This window comes from Porphyromonas canoris, assembly GCF_000765975.1.
In the GTDB taxonomy this organism is placed as follows: domain Bacteria; phylum Bacteroidota; class Bacteroidia; order Bacteroidales; family Porphyromonadaceae; genus Porphyromonas_A; species Porphyromonas_A canoris.
Genome location: NZ_JQZX01000012.1, coordinates 163,728 through 182,199 on the forward strand (window position 1 = coordinate 163,728; position 18,472 = coordinate 182,199).

An 18,472-nucleotide genomic window follows, 5' to 3' on the forward strand; every position below is an offset into this window, starting at 1 on the left:
TTGATAATTAGGTTTTTGAGCATTTTATCCTCTTTTTTGTCGTTTTTCGGCACAAAATTGCATTAGGATTCATTCACATGAGGTGGTGTTAAAATTTACACCTATTAACGCGAAAAAGCCCCATCAAACGGACTGAGAAAAAATTTTTCCCAAATTCGCGATTTTGTTGTATCAGGTTGTAAACAAAGAAGTTGCCTTAAAATGACTTCTTCAAAAAAGGAAAATTCACCCTAAAATCTCATCTGATAAGCCGTGGAGACCGCCTTCCGTTTTTATATAAAAGCTCCCATCGGAAAGTCTGTTTCGGATGGCGAAAAAGGTGAGGATTTTCATGGGATTTCAGGATAGTGTCATGCTGAAAAAAGTGTGTGATACATCTGTTCATAAGAGTATAAAAACAGAAGAGGGTGTAGCCGAACAGCTATTCGGCTACACCCTCTCCGCTATGGGGCTGAATGGATCAGTAATAGTTTTGCAACTTCTTGAAGTGCTTGAACACCACAGGAATATAATCTATGATGTCCGAGGCTAAGAGACTTTCCTGACAGTTGGATTCGGCATATCTGTCCCCGGCATATCCGTGTATGAATACCGCAAAGACGGCAGAGGTCAGGGAGTCGAACCCTTGTCCTAAAAAGCTTAACATCATTCCCGTAAGCACGTCGCCCGATCCTGCCGTAGCCATTCCGGGATTGCCGGTTTGGTTAAAGATGATCACGCCTTGAGGCAGACACGTGGCGGTGTATGCACCTTTGACCACCACATATACCCTGTGTCTCTGTGCAAATGCCGAGGCTTTCCGGAGACGCTCATAGTCTGAACCGGACTCTCCGACCAGCCTGTCCAGCTCCCTTTTATGCGGTGTAAGGATAGAGTCGGGCGTGAGCAGGTTGAGCAGTGTAGGGTTACTTGCCAGAATGTTGATGGCATCGGCATCTATGATGATGGGCTTCTTGTACTGGTTCAGCAGGCTTTCCATAGCGGCGGCACTCTCGAACTGTGTTCCCAATCCGGGGCCTATCGCTATGGCGGAATACTTATTCACGTTTCGTACTTCCGTGAAGTGAGTGGGGCTTTTATCTGTTTCCACGATCGCTTCAGGGATAGTGGTATGGATGAGATTATCTTTTCCTTGTGGCACGTGTACCGTGATGAGTCCGCTGCCTGTACGCATACACGCTTTGGCTCCAAGTATAGCCGCTCCCATCATTCCTTGCGATCCGGCTATGAGAGCAACGTGTCCGAAGTCTCTTTTGTCGCAGAACGTGCCTCTGGAGTCAAGGTTGTTGTCTAAGTCCGAAGTGGTAAATATGAAGTTCTTGATATTCTTCTGCGGATGATCTTCTTCCAATCCGCAGTTGATCACACGCCATTTGCCCACATACTTTTCGTTGTCCGAGAGGAGGAGAGAGAGCTTTGCCCCATGGAACGTAAAGGTGTGATGAGCACGGATGATATTGTCCGGATTGTTGTGCGAATTGTCTTGGGCGAACAGACCTGAGGGCATATCCACCGAGACGATAGTGTGTGCCTTGCTGTTGAGATAGTGTACCACGTGCTCCATATCCCCCTCTATGGGGACTTCCAATTCGGATCCGAAGAGTCCGTCTATCACGATGTCGTTTTCGGAAAGACGGGGTGGACGGAAGGAGGAGTTGAACTCCATGAAGTAACATCCGCACTGTTGGAGCTTGGTCTTATTGATTGTAACCTCTTCGCTTAAAGAGAGTCCCGGATTGAGGAGAAAGGCATCCACACTTCTGTTCATGCTGAACAGTATGCGAGCGATGGCAAGTGCGATGGCACCATTTTGGGATGGACCGGCAAAGACAATCACTTTGCGCTGGTCGTTGAACATTCTGTTGAACTGGTTACAAAACGCATTCCCCATCGTCTCATACAGCGTACTGGTAGAGATGATCTTGGAACCGGTTCTGGCATTTTCCTCTATATTGCGTATGTGTTCTCTGTCGAAGATCTTTAACATGGCTTACTATATGTCGGATTTAGGATATAGAATAAGAGTGGTAGGTAGCTGTTGTATGAGAGCGGGAGAGGCTTCAAAGTGTTTCTCCCAAGTGGTTTGCGACAGAACTACAAGGTCATACTTTTTCAGCTCATCCTCTTTTGCTTCCAATGATGAAAACTCTACCGCAGAGCGGACAAAGCTTGCATCTGCAAGGGCGGCTATAAGCTTTTGGTATCTTTCATGGATCAGCTCCGATGCTTCGGGGCTTTCCTTGATGATGAGAACTCTGTCGGAAACGGTTTTGAAGCCCTTATCCATCAACACACCGACATTACCCTTGTGCTCTTTGATGAAGATAGAGGTCTTCTCTCGAAGGAGTTGGGTGTTGAACAGAGCGGTAAGGATGGGAGAGCCCAGCTTAAATTTTGCTTTGTATTTATCCTCCAGGTATCTTACCTGTTTATCGTCCGGGTGGGCAGAGAGATTGTGTCCGACACCGACGAGAAGCAGTTGTGCTTCGCTCTCTTCGGATCGTTTCAGTATGGTCTTAACGGGATTGTCCGTGACTTCATACAGCTCTTCCACCTTAATATCGTTTTCTTTTTTGTATCTGTTCAGCTCTTTGAAGCTCGCTTCCTTGAATGCGCTTGCCTGAATGGGGTTTATATCACTTCCGACAGTCATGTGCAGAGCCATGATGTCGGCGCTATGCACCCTCTTTTTGAGAAGGCTGTGCAGAGTGTAGATCATAGCCATACCGGTCTCTGTCCGTCCGAAAGAGAAGAAGACATGAAGTACTCCGGCAATCCGTCTCTGCTTTACTTTTTCTATTCGTTTGTAGATGGCGTCTATGAGAGATACTGTAGGGGTGGTCATGAAAGTGGTTACCAAAGTCATGAGAACAAGCATGGCAAAAACAACGGGAGGGATGATGCCCAGCTCTAACCCCATGGTGAGCACCACAAGTTCCATAAGACCTCTGGTGTTCATCAGTATTCCGAGATAGAGGCTATCCTTGACATTCTCTCCCACAACCCTGGCTGCGATGTAAGAACCACCAAGTTTACCTACCACCGCTACAAGGATGAGAAGCAGTGTTACAAACCACAACTCCCAGCTGTTGAGGAGACCGATCTCTGTCCGTAAGCCGGATACGACAAAGAACAGAGGCAGGAAGATAGAGTGCGCTACGTCTTCCACTTTTTCGGTAATAATGCGACGGAACTTGTGATCTTCGGGCATAATCACTCCGGCTATAAATGCTCCGAAAAGAGCATGAAGCCCAAGAAGCTCGGTAACATAAGCGGAGACCAGCATGGTGAGAAAGAGTAGAGAGACCACGCCTTTGCCTACAATCTCCGTATTGGTATAGGCATTCCCGACAACCTTAAAGAGTGGTTTGATGAGCAGGAACATGGCTAAAAGATAGAGTGCAGCAAATAATAAGGTGAAGACAATGCTGGCAGCCGATCCTGCTTGGGAGATGGCTAAGATCATTGCAAGGAGACACCATGCGGTAATATCACCATTGGCGGCACTTGCAAGTGTGATGATGCCGAGGTTACTCTTCATTTCCCCTCGCTCTTGAAGGATACGTGCAAGGACGGGAAAAGCGGTAATGCTCATCGAAATACCGATGAAAAGCACAAACGGAAGCAGAGGAGTCTCTTCCGAAGCGTATCGTCCGTACAGCCCTACTGCCGCCACCGCTCCAAGTATAAAAGGTATGATGATGCCGGCATGGGATATGACGACGGTCTGTCTGAATCTCTTTTTTATTTCGGACAGATCAAGCTCCATCCCTATAACGAACATGAAGAGGATGAGACCGAACTGACTCAACAGCGCAATGCTGTCTATGCTTTCTACCGGAAAGAGTTTGGTGAACAAGCCGGGGGCTATAAGCCCTAAGATAGAAGGACCCAATGCAATACCTGCAATGATCTCTCCGATGACGGCAGGCTGTCCTACTTTTGTAAAGAGCCATGCAAATCCTCTTGCCACAACCAGAATGACAATGATCTGAAGCAGCATGAGTCCGAAGTCGGACGCGGCATGATGCTTGACAAAACCTGTAAAAACAGAAAACGCACTCTCGTTGTCTTGGCTCTCGACGGCTTGAGACAGTCCGGCATCCGTATATCTGCTTATCCAACCAAAGAGTAAAGCAGTGGCAAGAATAAGTGCAATATAGAATATACCCTCTTTACGGTACGCTTTAAGTTTGTTCGATTGTTTTGTCATGCTGTTTTTGGTGAAGTATTTTATGTGGAAGAGTGTACGGTTTTATCGTGAAAAAATTTTGCCAACTCCGTATCGCTTTCAATGTATTGCCACTCGGACGGTTCTATGACCGGACGGATGTGTATGGATATTGTCTTTCCTTTTTTGTTGAAAATCTCGCAAGGAATCCTGACAACCTGCATCTTCAGGTTGATCATCCCGAAGATGTTATACAACAGAGAGTTTCGTCCTTCAAAATAGACCGGAAGAACGGGAACGTTGGCGGCACGTATCAGACGGATGGCACTCGGTTTCCAAAGTTGTTCGACGATTTGAAATCTTTTCCAAGACCATCTGGAGATTCCTCCGGCAGGGAACAGCCCGATAGGATGCCCCTCTGAAATCCTCGTCTTAACCTGCATCACGCCACTGATGTTCTTCGATGGGTCATACTTGTCTTCCCTATGTCTCATAAGAGGATGCGTGGGAATGAAGCTGTCGTTCATCGCTCCAATCTTGCTCAGGAAGCTATTTACAAGCATCTTGTAATCTGCTCTTCTCTGCCCCAGAATATCAAGAAGCATTATGCCATCCAGCCCTCCGAAAGGATGATTAGAGACTGAAAAGAAAGCCCCATCAGGGATATTGTCCAGATGTTCTGCGCCATACAGCTTGTAACTGACATTGATATCTTCATCTTTGAGAATGGCGTGAGCAAACGCCGGACCTCTAAAATGGCAGTTACGGGCGTGAACATTGTTGATATTGTTAATCTTGAGTATAGACATCAAACGAGGAGTGAGCCACTTGGCAGAGTGATTGGATATCACCTCTTTCAGCATCTCTTCTATATCCTCCTGGTGTAAAACTATGGGATCAATCTCTTTCATTCTTGTACTTATTTTCTATATACTCGGTATAGAACTCGCATAACGTTTCGTGTTGGAGGCGACTGGTGAAGAGTACAATATTCAAAACCACGATCTCATAAGCGAGATAGATCCAGAGCTGTTGGAGTAAGATGGCGATGAAAAGCACTATGGAACGTCCGTTGAACGTGAGCAGATCTATCAGCTTCATGACTATCATACTCCCTTTACGGAATCGCAGACTCTCTTCTTCGGGCAGTCTGAAGCCTTTGAACTTTCTCCGTACTGTTTCGACCATCTTTTGCAGCTTGGGTGTTGCTGCCATTTGAGCAGTGGTATAGTACTTGTAGAACCAGAAGAACAGCTTGTTCAGTCCCGGTTCCATATCATTGTACTTTCTGTTGATGCTCTCGATATCGTCAAACTCTGCTCCTTTTTCCGGACTGATAAAGAGAAGATGCAGTGTTTTATAGTAGTCCGTCAATGCCGCTTGCGATAGATGCGATACCAGAGAAAGGGCTGCAAAGATGTAGAATATAGATGTATGATGTTCGGCTACCAGCCTCATGGAGATCCCCACATAGATAGAGAAGAACCACAAATCGCCTGCAATCCCGTCCAGAATACGGCCGATATTGCTTTTCTTACCCGTAAGGCGAGAGAGCTGACCGTCCACGCAGTCGAGAATATTGGCTATGACAAGGAATGCAATACCGAACAGCCCCCAAATATAATTCTCTGAGGAGAAGTATATCATAGGACCGCAAAGCACCCCTATAAGGATACTGATAATGGTTACAGTATTTGGAGAAACACCCGTAGGTACAAGAGCCACGGCTATTTTATATCCTACCTTGCGATAGAATACTCTATCAATTTTATTCTCAGTCTCTATGGACTTCAGAGATGCAAGGTAATCCTTTTTGGATGTACCTGAAGGAATATCCTCTTTTTCGATATCTAACATAAAGGGTCATTTTGATTATCGGTAGCTGTATCCGCCATCTACCACTATGAGTTCTCCGTTGAGATAGTCCGTTTCCACCATCATTTTGTAGATTTTGGCTATCTCATCGGGTGTCGCAAACCTTTGCAGTGCAATCTTGCTCTCTATACTTCTTCTCACCTCAAGAGGTTTGTTCTTTTGCCACTCCGTGTCTATGAATCCGGGGATCACGCCATTGATCCTGATACCTAAGGGAGAAAGCTCCTTTACCATGTTTTTGACCAATGCATGAAGGCTGCTCTTGGATACTCCATAGGGGATAGAGACGGAGTGAGGGTGCAGTCCCATGAGAGATCCGGTGGCTACGAAGCAAGAACCTTTCGGCATGAGCTTGCCGAAATGACGGATCAGCATGATGTTGTAGAGCAGATTGCCCTGCAAGACTTTCATCCAATCCTCCTCCTCTATATCCCAAAAAGAGGTTCTGTTGGTTACTCCGGCGTTGAGGACGACGGCGTCCGGAATGACGTTCATTTCCTTTAGCTTATCCGCCAATACCTTTGCAGATCCCGGAGCTTCTATATCGCTCGGGAGCACCAGAAGCTGTTTCAGATGAGGATGTTCGGCTTCAAGCTCTGCCTTTACCGCTTCCGCTCTCTCTTTATCCGTTCCGTAGGTCAGGATCATTCGGTCTGCAGAAGGAAGCAGGGCACGAGCCACAGCCAAGCCGATACCCTTTGTCCCTCCTGTAATCAGTATGGTCTTCATACTCCGGTGCTTTTATCCTTTGTTGATCTTCTCCGGTTTGTGTTGTCTGGCAGTGTTCAAGCTCGCCTCATAAGATTGTTGGATAGACTGCTTGATACTTGTCGAAGAGACACCGGTACCGTATGGGAAGTAGAACACCTGTACTCCGAGATCTCGCAGATAGTCATACTTGCCTGTCCAATCGTCTCCCACCACAAAAGCATCTATATTCAGCTTCTTTACCAGCTCCGTATGGTCCAAAGAGTGTTGCGGGATAACAATGTCCGGTGTCTTTAGAGCTTCGATGATCTGCATCCGTTCGTTGAAAGGGATTACAGGAGGTGCCTTATAACTCTTCACCAACTCATCTGTGCTGACACCCACTATAAGGATATCGGCAAGAGCTCTCGCGTAGTTTATCATACGCAGATGATTGTAGTGGAACATATCGAATGTTCCCGATGTGTACACGATGTTCTTGTTCTTAAACATAGTTCTTATACTTTAGAGGTTAACTGATGTCTCTTGCTTCATTGGGGATGCTCACTCTTCATCCTCCATTTTTACCTGCAAGTCTTCCAGACCAATGTCTTTCCCTTTGTCATAGAATGTTTTTCTGAGCGGATTTCGCACAGCTTCGTCAAACCTTTCTCTGTTGTGATAGACGTCTATGGCAAGATAGAGAGCGTTTCGGAAGGAGGTCTCATCCGCTGTTCCGCTGCCGGCTATATCGTAGGCAGTGCCATGGTCGGGCGAGGTACGCACGATGTTGAGACCTGATGTGAAATTGACTCCAACCTGCATATGTTTGATCTTAAACGGTATCAAAGCCTGATCGTGATACATACAGAGCGTTGCATCAAACTTTTCATCCATACTGTTTCCCCAGTATCCGTCCGGAGAGAAAGGCCCGAAAGCGTGTATCTGATGCTCGTTGAACAGCGTCTCGATAGCCGGTCCGATGATCTCTATCTCCTCTCTACCGAGAAGTCCGTTCTCGCCTGCATGAGGATTGAGAGCCAGTATGGCGATCTGCGGTTTCACTATTCCGAAGTCTCTTCTCAGTGCCATGTCCAGCAGGATACACTTTTCGACGATCAGATTTACCGATAGTGCTTCCGGCACATAGCGTAGAGGAATGTGATTGGTTACCGGGGCAACGATATTCTCTCCGGCTACCATGAGCATCAGAGATTTGTTTTCGATCGTGGCAAAATGGGAGGTAAGAAACTCCGTATGCCCTTTGAAAGGAAACGCTTCATGGTGAGCAGTATATTTGTCGATAGGGCCTGTAACGATACACTTGATATGTCCGGCATCGAGGTCTCGCTTGGCTGCGAGGAGGGATGCTACCGCAAAAGAGCCGGCGGCAATATCCGCAGAGCCGGGATTGACCCTGAAGTTGTCATCTCCTTCTCCCGATGTCGGCACGATGTTTACGATATTAGGCTCTGCCTCTTCTGCCGATTGGATGAGATGGTACTGTATCGTATTGTCCGGGTCTAAGCTCTTCTTGTAGAATGAAAATATTTTGGGATTGGCATACAGAATGGGTGTATGCAGATCCAGAATAGAGTTGTCTAAAAGTGTTTTTATCACCACTTCGTAGCCCACACCGTTGGGATCTCCGGGGGTGATTCCTATTTTTATTTTGTTGTTGCTCATTGTGTTGTCTTTGAACCATGATATTTACAAACTACTTCTCCGAAGTCTCACCCTCTTGAGCTTTCTCGCCCTCTATCTTATAAGGAGCTATGACGGGTGCTTTGGGAAACAGTTTGCCGTATTCTATCTTATCGCCTGCGAGCCTTAGCGTGTAGAGTGCCGACTCGTTCAGGAGCATCAATCTCTTTTTTCTTACTTCCGGTGCATACACAAACGCTTCTGCCACCAAGACCTCCTTGCCGTTCGGGTGCACCATCGCGTGCATCACGAAAGGTCCTCCCATCATATCTCCGTGCATATTCCAGAGACCGCGCAGGATTACACGTGCTGTACCGTTCACTTCTCCTTTTACCGCCATGGGATCTGCGCGATGCTCTGTCTGCATATAAGAATCTTTGTACTCTCCCGGCATCCACTGGCGCATGATGGAGTCTCGTTTGTGGATCAGATAAGAGGTCTCGAAAGTATTGACATCCGTATAGGGGAAAGTGTAGACCACCATATCCATCCGTCCGCGATTGCCTACGCCCTGATCGGTAGCCCAGACAAATCCGTTATTGACCCTTGTCCACTTCATCTCTACCGGTGCATTTATCGTAACCTCACCGATATACTTCTCCACCTCTTTGGCAAACTTGCTACTGTATGTCCGCTCCAAATCTGTAACGTGCCTGAGTACATCCGAGCGGTACACCTCCTCCATGATTTTCGGTGCTTGCAGTCTGATAAGAGCTTTAGCGGTAACGAGGTCCGGACTTTGTGCCGTATAGACATTCTGCCCCTTGGCCCAAACGTTTCTCGACAACCGCAAAACGCCTTGGGTGTATCTGTTCGGATCTATATCGTAGATAAGGATGTTGCGATACGCTTTGAAGATTGTGGTGAAGTTGTTCTGTAATGTGAAAGAGAGATCAACGGATGCTTCCGGCTGAGGAAGCAGGGGCACCGGCTCATTGAAAACCTCTTTGCTAAACTCCCTGAGGGTGTCTGATTCGGTTTCATTAACGGGTAGCACAACGATCATTTCGCGAGACTTTCCGGTGGAATCGAATGGAGACTGTTTCATGTCCGTACAAGAGGATAAGCCTGATACCACAAGAAGTGATACTGCGAAAGAGAGAAGTGAATCTATGTACCTTTTCATGTCCGAATTTTGAGGTTTCTATGGTTGTGCAATATGTTTCTGTCTGCGCCCTTGGGCTTCTTTACAAAGATACTATTTTTTGTTGAGGAGTGTAAGTGTTTGTTTTGTCCGTTTTCTCTTTGAGGAATGAGAAGAAAAATTTTTTCGGAGCTCTCTTTTTTCTTCTCCTTTTTTCCCTCTCTTGCCGGCTCCATTTTTATATATTCCATCCCGAAAAATGCCTTCTTTTTTTTGGTCTCTCTATTTTGATCAGAGGGGTCGTTTTCAGAGCACGAGCGAATTGTTAAATTCGCCCCATTTTATTAACACAATTTCCGATACCTGTTAAGCGAAAACAGTAAACGAGCATATTCTTTCGGCTTAACGTGTTTAATTTTTCAACGAACACGTTTACCGATTTCATTAAACACGTTTACCGGATTCGATTAACGTGTNGCATATTCTTTCGGCTTAACGTGTTTAATTTTTCAACGAACACGTTTACCGATTTCATTAAACACGTTTACCGGATTCGATTAACGTGTTTGGAATTTTTGCTTATAGTGTTGATAGATAGTGTTTTGTACTTTTCGCCCTCTTTTTTGCCGTTTTTTGCCCCAAAAGTGCATTAGAATTTATTTACATAACAGGGTGTTAAAATTTGCTTCTATTAACTCGAAAACGGGGCATGAAAACGATCGGGAGGAGAAAAAATCTCAGGATTGAAAAATTTGTAGAATATTGATTGCCAATGTTCTAAGATCTTTCAGAGAAGAAGGTCATCGGAAAAAGCTCTTGAAGCAAGAGGTTTTGAAAGGCTTTTTGAGGACTTCATTTTTATATAAAAGCTCCCTTGAGAGCGGTTGAAATATCAGGAAAATCCGCTTTTATGAACCGCTTAAACGGATGATTTTACAACCGAAAATGGTTGTTTTTACGATTACAACCAAAAACGGTTGTTTTTAAGAATACAACCGAAAATGGTTGTTTTTCTGACGGCTAAAACCTATCTTTGTTTTACTATTTACCTAAAAGCAGATTGTATGGATATAAGGGGAGTCATAACGGGAGATATTGTTACTTCTTCGGCAATACGCGGAGAGTATCGGGATATTCTGTTGGAGATGCTCAATGGAATAGTAGAGGAGTTGAGAGATACCCTCTCGCCCGCCAAGATGGAGTTTTTCAGAGGGGACAGTTTTCAGATTGTTGTGGAGCATCCGGAGGAAGCAGTGAAGATGGCAGTGCTTCTCCGTGCCGGCATCAAAGGGCAGACACCCGAAAGGCTAAAGCGGGCTTGGGATGTGCGTTTGGCTATCGGAATAGGAGAGGTATCCTATCTGTCGGACAAAGTGGTGCTTTCCGACGGAGAGGCTTTTCACTTTTCCGGCAGGGAGCTGGACGATATAGGGAAGCGGAGACTTACGGTAAAGACCCGCTGGGAAGAGCTGAACGAAGAGCTGGAAGTGAGTACTGCTTTTGCGGATGACATCATCTCCCGATGGACTATATCGCAGGCAAAGGCTCTCTATTCCTCTCTGCTCTATGGCTCGACCCAAAAAGAGATGGCGATGAGTATGGGAATGAGCTCGCAAAATGTGGGTAAACTATTGAGAGCAGGTAAGGAAAACCTTATGGCTCTCTATATTAACCGGTCGAAAAAGATCATAAAAGAGAAGATGCTATGAGTTGGGATATTCTGTTGAAACTGCTTTTGGCGCATCTTCTTGCCGATTTTGCTTTCCAGCCCAAGAAGATCTGCACCGGAAAGAGAATGCCTGGAGCAGGGAAGTGGAGCTATCTGTTGGTGCACTCGTTCATCCATGCGGCGGTGGTCTATCTGCTCTTGCAGGAGTGGGGAGGGTGGATCGTTCCCTCCATCATCTTTGTCTCTCATTTGGGTATAGACTATCTGAAGTCTGCCTTTATGCGAGAAAATGCGTGGTCATTCTTCATAGACCAGCTGCTACACCTGGCTGTGCTGCTTTTGATATGGGGCTTCCTGTTTGGCGGAACGGATGCTTTGTGCGAATGGTTGGGAGAGTATGAGATCTCTTCCGGCTTCTGGATCGTTGCCATAGCTTATCTGCTGGTACTTAAACCTACTTCCATCGTGTTGAGTATGTTTTTCCACAGATGGAGCAAAGAGGCAGAGGAGGCAAGTCTTCCCAATGCCGGCGAGTTCATAGGCTATCTGGAGCGGATACTCATCCTCACGTTTATCTTGACCAATCATATCGAGGGTGTGGGATTTCTGCTTGCGGCAAAGTCCGTCTTCCGCTTTGGCGATCTGAGCAAGGCTAAAGAGATCAAGACGACAGAGTATGTCCTCATCGGAACATTAGCCAGTTTTACTATCGCCATAGTGATCGGGTTTGTTTCTTTGGCACTGATAAGATAAGTGGAATAGCGATTTGTCAAAATGAAAAAGTCTGCTCCTTTCGGGAGGCAGACTTTTATTTTTGCTGTCAAAAGGGTATAAAGGCAACCGCTTTACCCACGATGTGCGAAGGTGGACACCACCACAACCGATGGATGGAAATCGCTTTGCTCCTGGGATCCGACTCGTTGGAGATACCATAATAAAGGATTTCGGGATGTTCCGGATCTCTCTTGACCTCCACGATATAGCCGTAGAGCTTTTCTCTTGAAGGAGACTCGATGGGAGTGAAGATCACTGCATCGCCTCTCTTCAGAGGTTCATAAAATCTTTTCTGTATAAGTATCCACGCACTCTCCGAAGCATTGTTGCCACCGCTTCTATGCACACGGACCGGCTCCCAAACAAATACTCTTATGAGCAGAAGCGCAGAGAGCAAGGTAAGAACCCCGATAGAGATCTTGACCGTTCTACGTTTGGTAGATCTATCTTTCTGCTTTCCGCTCCGAGCCATATATCGTTATTCCGTTTATTCTATCTTGGATGCCGGAAGGAGAAACCTGTTCCAGCGAATCTTTCCACTGAATAAGCCTTTGTCCTTATCGAGTGAGAGCCAAACCCAAACGGGTGAACCCACGATGTGATCCTCAGGTACAAATCCCCATGCACGGGAGTCGGCACTGCGATGTCTGTTATCACCCATCATGAAGTAGTAGTCCATCTCGAAGGTATAAGTGTCCGAGACCACTCCGTCAATGAATATGCGACCCTCTTTTACAGCGACAACGTGCCCCTCGAAGTTGTGTATGCAACGGATGTATAGGGGGAGATTTTCCAAAGTGAGATTGATAGTCGCTCCCTTTTTAGGTATCCAGATAGGACCGTAGTTGTCTCTTGTCCACGATTTTTTCATGTCCACAGGATAGGTCGGATCGTCTTCTGCGGAGGGAGAAGGCTCTATAACTACATTCTTAACGGAGGAGACTGCTTTGATCTGCTTTACCATCTCTTGAGTCAACGGCAGCTGATGGATCAGTCCGTAGCTTCCATTCGATAAGGTATCCAGCTTCAGATATTGGAAGAAGCCGAAGTTTTGCGGCGCCGAACCGTCCAACAACACCTTGCGATCGTCCATAGAGATCTTGAGATCATCGAGCAGCTGTTCCGGTATGGCTCTTCCGTCGGTTTGAATATAGTAGGTGTGTTGCAGGTTTTTCGGGTCTTTGATTCTCTCTCCATTGATATAGACGTCGTTGTTTCTCACTTCAAGAGAGTCGCCGGGTAAGCCTATGCACCTTTTGACATAGTGTTCGCGCTTATCCACAGGTCTGTAAATGATCTCCCCGAATCTCTCTTTGTTCTCTCGGAGATACTGTCTGCCATATGTGTTTACCAGTGTATAGTAGTCCGGATTTTGCTCTTTAAGGGCTATGGTATCTCCCGCCGGAAAGTTGAAGACAACGATATCATTGCGTTTGACTGAACCGAATCCCTTCAAACGGCGATACTCTGCTTGCGGTTTGTCCAAATAGCTCTTTCCTCCCCAAAAGAAGGTGTTGTGTATGATGGGAAACGAGATAAGAGTTTGCGGCATACGAGGTCCGTAGCTCAACTTGGATACTAACAGATAGTCGCCCACAAGGTAGCTTTTCTCCAGCGAAGAGGTAGGAATCTGATAGTTTTGAAAGAAAAACAGGAAGAAAACATGCACTGAGAAGACCACCACAACGATATCTTCCAACAGCTTCATCGCACTCACCACTTTGGGATTCCTGGACGACTTCCACCAACGCCAGTTGATCTTCTTGGTGATATAGCCGTCTATGATGAGGAGTACACCCGGCCAAAGCCACGGGGAACCTACCCAAATGCAGAATAGAATGTATAGAATGAGGACGATGGAGAACTTAATCCACGTTTTTAGAGGTTTATTTTTCAGTATATCTTTATTCATTGTTCTGTTGCTGATTCTTTATAATACAAAGCCCTTGCTCCTTTGCCGAAAATCTTCAAAGGAGAGAGTCTATACACAAAACCATTGTGTGAAAGGCTCATATAAGCTCTACCAAAGGTACATAAATATTTGTAATTTGTTTTGGATGCTCCTGATTGTGATAAGAGTAGAAGCAAAGAGGCTTCCTAAGTCTGTCTTAGGAAGCCTCTCTATGTATTCGATCTCCTTTATAAGGAGAGTCGGGTTATCGGTTGTGCTTACTTCTCTTCTTTGTTTCTCTCTTTTCTGCTTGCGATCAGGTATGCTATCGGCGAAGCAACAAAGAGTGTACTGATAGTACCGATCACCACTCCGAGGATCATTGCAAATGTAAAGCTTCGGATTGTAGGACCTCCAAGGATGAAGATAACAATGATGGTGATAAGTGTTGTAAGAGATGTGTTGATTGTACGAGCAAGTGTAGAGTTCAACGCATTGTTAAATACTTCTCTCTTATTCTTGTTAGGATAGATGCCCGATACCTCACGGATACGGTCGAAGACTACCACAGTGTCATTGATAGAGTAACCAATGATAGCCAACAACGCTGCTATGAACGTTGTGTCGACCTCCATAGAGAATGGCATGATCTTCCAAAGAATAGCATACAGAGCTATGATAGAGAATGTATTTACCGTTACTGAGACGAATGCTCCTGCGGAGAATGCAATGTCGCGGAAACGTATAAGGATATAGAGAGCCATGAAGATAAGAGATATTGCCACGGCAATAAGAGCATCTCTTTGAATGTCATCCGCCATGGTTGCTCCTACCTTTTGTGAGCTTTGTACATACTTGTCTACAAAAGTATCGAAGGATGTTCCTTCCGGAAGAAGGCTTTTCACGCCTTCAAATACCAGCTTCTCGATCTCTTCATCCGTATTCGGGTTAGTATCTGTGATACGATAGTTGGTAGAGATACGCACTTGATCCGGAGTACCGATATTGATTACACGTACATTGCCGGAAAGTTCGTCGTTCAACATAGATGCTACTTCCGCTGTCGAAACATTCTTATCAAACTTCACGATATAGTTACGACCACCTGTAAAGTCGATACCCGCATTAAGTCCGATAGTCGCCAACGCCGCGATACCGGCAGCAATAAGAAGTCCGAATACAGTGGCAGAAATCTTTCTTTTAGCAAGGAAGTTGACAGAAGGATTCTTGAGGAAGTTCTTTGAAATCGCTGTCGTGAAGGTTGTTTTGTCCATCTTGCCTCTCTTAGCAAGAGCTTCAAATATAAGACGAGTGATGAACACCGCCGTAATGAACGAACAGATAAGACCCACAACAAGTGTTGTAGCGAAACCGCGAATAGGACCGGTACCGAACATAAACAGGATGATACCTGTGATGATAGTGGTAACGTTGGAGTCGATAATAGCGGAGAACGCATTGCCGTAACCATCCTTGATGGAGCGTTGCATATTCTTTCCGGCGGCAAGCTCTTCCTTGATACGCTCGAAGATAAGTACGTTGGCATCCACCGCCATAGCAAGCGTAAGCACAAGACCGGCAATACCTGCAAGTGTGAGTACGGCATGAAGAGAAGCCAAGATACCGAGAGTAAAGAAGAAGTTCAATACCAGTGCAAGATTCACAACCATACCCGGAAGCAAGCCGTAAACCAAACACATGTAGAGCATAAGGATGATAAGAGCTATGACAAATGAGATAATACCTGCCTTGATAGCCTCTTTACCAAGAGACGGACCGATAATATCTTCTTGTACTATATCTACAGAAGCAGCCATCTTACCACTCTTGAGTGTGTTGGCAAGGTCGTTTGCTTCGTCCGGTGTAAAGTTACCTGTGATGCTGGAAACACCGTTAGGAATTTCACCATTTACTACCGGAGCAGAATATACAAGACCATCAAGAACGATGGCAACCTGCTTTCCTACATTGTCGCGAGTAAGACGAGCCCACTGCTTAGCACCTTCATTGTTCATGTGCATAGATACTCCCACATCGCTTCTACCCACGTGGTTGTTTACTTCTGCACGAGCTTCTGTTACAACCTCACCCGATAGAGCTGCCGAACCATCCCTTTTAGAGCTTTTAAGTGCATATAGTGCATACACTTTGCCTTCTTCGGAATAAGGTTTTGCAGACCATCTCAGATAGATATTGCGAGGGAGTTGAGCCTTCACTTCCGGTATGGAAAGAAGAGAGTCTATCATCGCCATGTCTGCTGCCTGAGCATATCCGACGATAGCACCGGGAGCGGCTTGACCATTCACGTTGGCGTTTAGAGAAAGAACAGAAAGGAGAGGATTGTCTCTCTTTTGATCTTCTGCAGATAGTTGCGACTCTGTTCCGGATTGAGCTTGAACCTGTTGGCTAAGATCTGTGCTGTCTGCTTCTGCCGGAGCTGCTTCCGTTTCTGCCGGAGCGGTTTCCGCTTCTGCTTCTGGAGCAGCCACTTCTGCCGGTGTCTCTACTTCTTGCCTGCTTCCACGCTTGTTGAGAGCAGCAAGAGCATCGTTTGCATTGAGAAGAGGGCGGAACACTTCAGACATGTCCGCTGTTTCCCAAAACTCAAGGTTCGCAGCACCTTGAAGAAGTTTACGTACACGTTCCGGCTCTTTGATACCCGGAAGCTCTATAAGGATACGGCTGTTGTTCTCCAATCTTTGGATGTTTGGAGCCACAACCCCGAAGCGGTCGATACGGTTACGAAGCACCTTGAAAGAGCTGTCTATCGCATCGTTCACTTCGCTTCTAAGTACTTTTTCTACGTCTGAATCGGATGCAGTGGTTGGGATTCTGTCCTTTAGTTCGAGCGTGCTAAAGATAGCAGCAAGTCTCGCACCCGGATCCGCTTTGTGAAACTCTTCGATAAAGAGCGTTACAAAGTCCTTTTGGCTTTGAGTCTTTTTCTTGTTTGCTTCTTCGATAGCCTTTAGGAAGTTGGGATCTTGGCTGTTACCGGAGAGTGAGCGTAGCACGTCTGCCTGATTGAGCTCAAGCACTACGTTCATACCCCCTTTGAGGTCAAGACCCAATCCGATCTCTTGGGCACGTACTTCTTTTAGTGTGTGTCCGAACCACACTGTCTTGTTAGAGAGCGAATCCAAGTATCTGATCTCTTTCATTGGATCGCCTTGAGCATACTCCTTTGCCGCAGAAGTATATCTGCTCGATACGAAAGTAAACGAGAGATACCACGCACTGAGGACTACCATAAGGAGAGCTACAATCTTGACTAAACCTTTGTTTTGCATCTGTTTGTGATTATGTTATTAAATTTTATTCGTTTGCTCAATCTTTTCAGACGTATACCGTGGTTTGACGCACGGGCACTTTGATTGGCAAAGATACAATTTTTTACTATTAAAATTCATACATTGAGGCTACTTTCTTCATAAAAATGAGCTATTTGTGCAGTCTGATTTCCATGAGATTTGCTTTTGGTTTGTCTCTTTCTGCTCTCTGCTCTCTTGTTTGGTCGGGTTCGGCTCTTGATGGTCTCCTTTTTGCGGACGATTTTTAGCTGTTTCTTCTCTCCTTTTCTTCTCTGAAAATATTGTTTTGACCTGTTCAAAAAGTTATTTGAATAGGGATATAAATTGCTTTTGACAGGTATAAAACTAAAAATCATGCTTTGGTCGCCGAAAATCAAGATGCGATTTGTGGAAAGCAAGCCTTGATTTCTGCAACCCGAATCGTGATTTCAATCTCTGTAAACGATTAGAGCAACATTTATCCCTGTATAGAGGATTTTTTGAATAGGTACGATCTCTTTTGTCGGCAGGATAGATCTTCTCTTTATCGTCAAAAAGGAGAGACAACCACTCGGGAGCTTTGAACCCCAAGTGGTTGTCTCTGTATTTTTTTTGAGGTGATACGCAGAGGTAGCACGGCTTTTTGCCTTAGCGGTTTTCCTTGCGAAGAAGATCTCTGATCTCTGTGAGAAGCTGAATATCTGCCGGTGGCGCTGCCGGTTCGGTCGGTGCAGCTTCCTCTTTCTTGCGAAGAGAGTTCATGCCTTTAATCATCAGGAAGATGACAAAAGCAATGATGAGGAAGTCCACAACGGTCTGGATGAAAGCTCCGTATCTGATAGCCACTTCTTCTGCGATCACTTGTTCTCCTTCCATGACTGCTTGAGAGATGACAACCTTTAGGTCTGTAAAGTTGACTCCACCGAGCAGCTTACCTATCGGAGGCATGATGACATCGTTTACAAGCGATGAAACAATTTTTCCAAAAGCTCCACCGATGATGATACCGACTGCCATGTCTACTACGTTACCTTTAACGGCAAATTCTTTGAATTCTTTAATTAAGCCCATTCTAATCTTTCTGTTTTTGATGTTAATACTTGCTGCCTCTCCGGTTGTTATCATTCTTCAGAAGCAGATATCTAAACTCTTTGAGAATCTTTGGAGGTAAAGTTGTACGATTTTTTAGTTTTGGCTTTACAAAGACCCCCTCTGTCGGCAAAGATAATAAAAAACAAAAGTTTTTGCTTCTCTTTTATCTATCGTTTCATATAAGAAAAGAGACACAGCCATCAGATTTTGTCGTTTAGCTGTGTCTCTTTTATGT

Annotated in this window: 14 protein-coding genes; 2 read left to right on the forward strand and 12 right to left on the reverse strand. The window is 45.5% G+C overall.

Annotated features, from left to right (window positions below; translation table 11 throughout):
• Positions 1-460: 460 nt before the first annotated feature.
• From HQ29_RS07165 to HQ29_RS09950, 8 genes are read right to left on the reverse strand one after another with little or no spacing between them, the layout of a single operon-like run.
• Positions 461-1,987: an NAD(P)H-hydrate dehydratase gene (locus HQ29_RS07165; protein WP_036868739.1), complete on the reverse strand. Its 1,527-nt coding sequence runs from the start codon at positions 1,985-1,987 to the stop codon at positions 461-463.
• Positions 1,988-1,993: 6 nt separating this feature from the next.
• Positions 1,994-4,213, reverse strand: a complete 2,220-nt coding sequence (locus tag HQ29_RS07170) for a cation:proton antiporter (protein WP_052089943.1) — start codon at positions 4,211-4,213, stop codon at positions 1,994-1,996.
• Between the two features lie 20 nt (positions 4,214-4,233).
• Positions 4,234-5,082 (reverse strand): 1-acyl-sn-glycerol-3-phosphate acyltransferase, encoded by an 849-nt coding sequence (locus HQ29_RS07175; protein WP_036868742.1) that lies wholly within the window; start codon positions 5,080-5,082, stop codon positions 4,234-4,236.
• The gene (locus tag HQ29_RS07180; RefSeq protein ID WP_052089945.1) at positions 5,069-6,028 is read right to left on the reverse strand and encodes a CDP-alcohol phosphatidyltransferase family protein; all 960 of its coding nucleotides are present in this window, start codon (positions 6,026-6,028) and stop codon (positions 5,069-5,071) included. Before HQ29_RS07180 ends, HQ29_RS07175 begins: the two co-directional genes overlap by 14 nt.
• A 15-nt stretch (positions 6,029-6,043) precedes the next feature.
• Positions 6,044-6,775: an SDR family NAD(P)-dependent oxidoreductase gene (locus HQ29_RS07185; protein WP_036789956.1), complete on the reverse strand. Its 732-nt coding sequence runs from the start codon at positions 6,773-6,775 to the stop codon at positions 6,044-6,046.
• A gap of 12 nt (positions 6,776-6,787) precedes the next feature.
• Complete coding sequence (locus HQ29_RS07190) at positions 6,788-7,246, reverse strand: adenylyltransferase/cytidyltransferase family protein (RefSeq protein WP_036789959.1); 459 nt, start codon at positions 7,244-7,246, stop codon at positions 6,788-6,790.
• 51 nt (positions 7,247-7,297) lie between these two features.
• Positions 7,298-8,419 carry a 4-hydroxythreonine-4-phosphate dehydrogenase PdxA gene (pdxA, locus tag HQ29_RS07195; protein WP_036868744.1) on the reverse strand — a complete coding sequence of 374 codons (1,122 nt, stop codon included), beginning with the start codon at positions 8,417-8,419 and terminating at the stop codon, positions 7,298-7,300.
• Between the two features lie 31 nt (positions 8,420-8,450).
• Entirely contained in the window at positions 8,451-9,563 is a 1,113-nt protein-coding gene (locus HQ29_RS09950; protein WP_052089948.1) for a DUF4837 family protein, read from the reverse strand.
• Positions 9,564-10,585: 1,022 nt separating this feature from the next.
• Here HQ29_RS09950 and HQ29_RS07210 point away from each other — a divergent pair.
• The gene (locus HQ29_RS07210) at positions 10,586-11,230 is read left to right on the forward strand and encodes a hypothetical protein (protein ID WP_036844771.1); all 645 of its coding nucleotides are present in this window, start codon (positions 10,586-10,588) and stop codon (positions 11,228-11,230) included.
• Positions 11,227-11,943, forward strand: coding sequence for a DUF3307 domain-containing protein (locus HQ29_RS07215; protein ID WP_036868747.1), 717 nt, complete (start codon positions 11,227-11,229; stop codon positions 11,941-11,943). Before HQ29_RS07210 ends, HQ29_RS07215 begins: the two co-directional genes overlap by 4 nt.
• A gap of 67 nt (positions 11,944-12,010) precedes the next feature.
• Here HQ29_RS07215 and HQ29_RS07220 read toward each other — a convergent pair whose 3' ends face one another.
• The 4 genes from HQ29_RS07220 to mscL form a co-directional block, all read right to left on the reverse strand.
• A complete protein-coding gene (locus tag HQ29_RS07220) occupies positions 12,011-12,436 on the reverse strand; it encodes a hypothetical protein (protein WP_036868748.1) in 426 nt (141 codons plus the stop codon).
• Between the two features lie 15 nt (positions 12,437-12,451).
• Positions 12,452-13,861, reverse strand: a complete 1,410-nt coding sequence (lepB, locus tag HQ29_RS07225; RefSeq protein WP_394332370.1) for a signal peptidase I — start codon at positions 13,859-13,861, stop codon at positions 12,452-12,454.
• Between the two features lie 272 nt (positions 13,862-14,133).
• Positions 14,134-17,145, reverse strand: coding sequence for a protein translocase subunit SecDF (gene secDF / locus HQ29_RS07230; RefSeq protein WP_036868751.1), 3,012 nt, complete (start codon positions 17,143-17,145; stop codon positions 14,134-14,136).
• A 648-nt stretch (positions 17,146-17,793) separates the two neighbouring features.
• Entirely contained in the window at positions 17,794-18,216 is a 423-nt protein-coding gene (gene mscL, locus HQ29_RS07240; protein ID WP_036868997.1) for a large-conductance mechanosensitive channel protein MscL, read from the reverse strand.
• Positions 18,217-18,472: the final 256 nt, after the last annotated feature.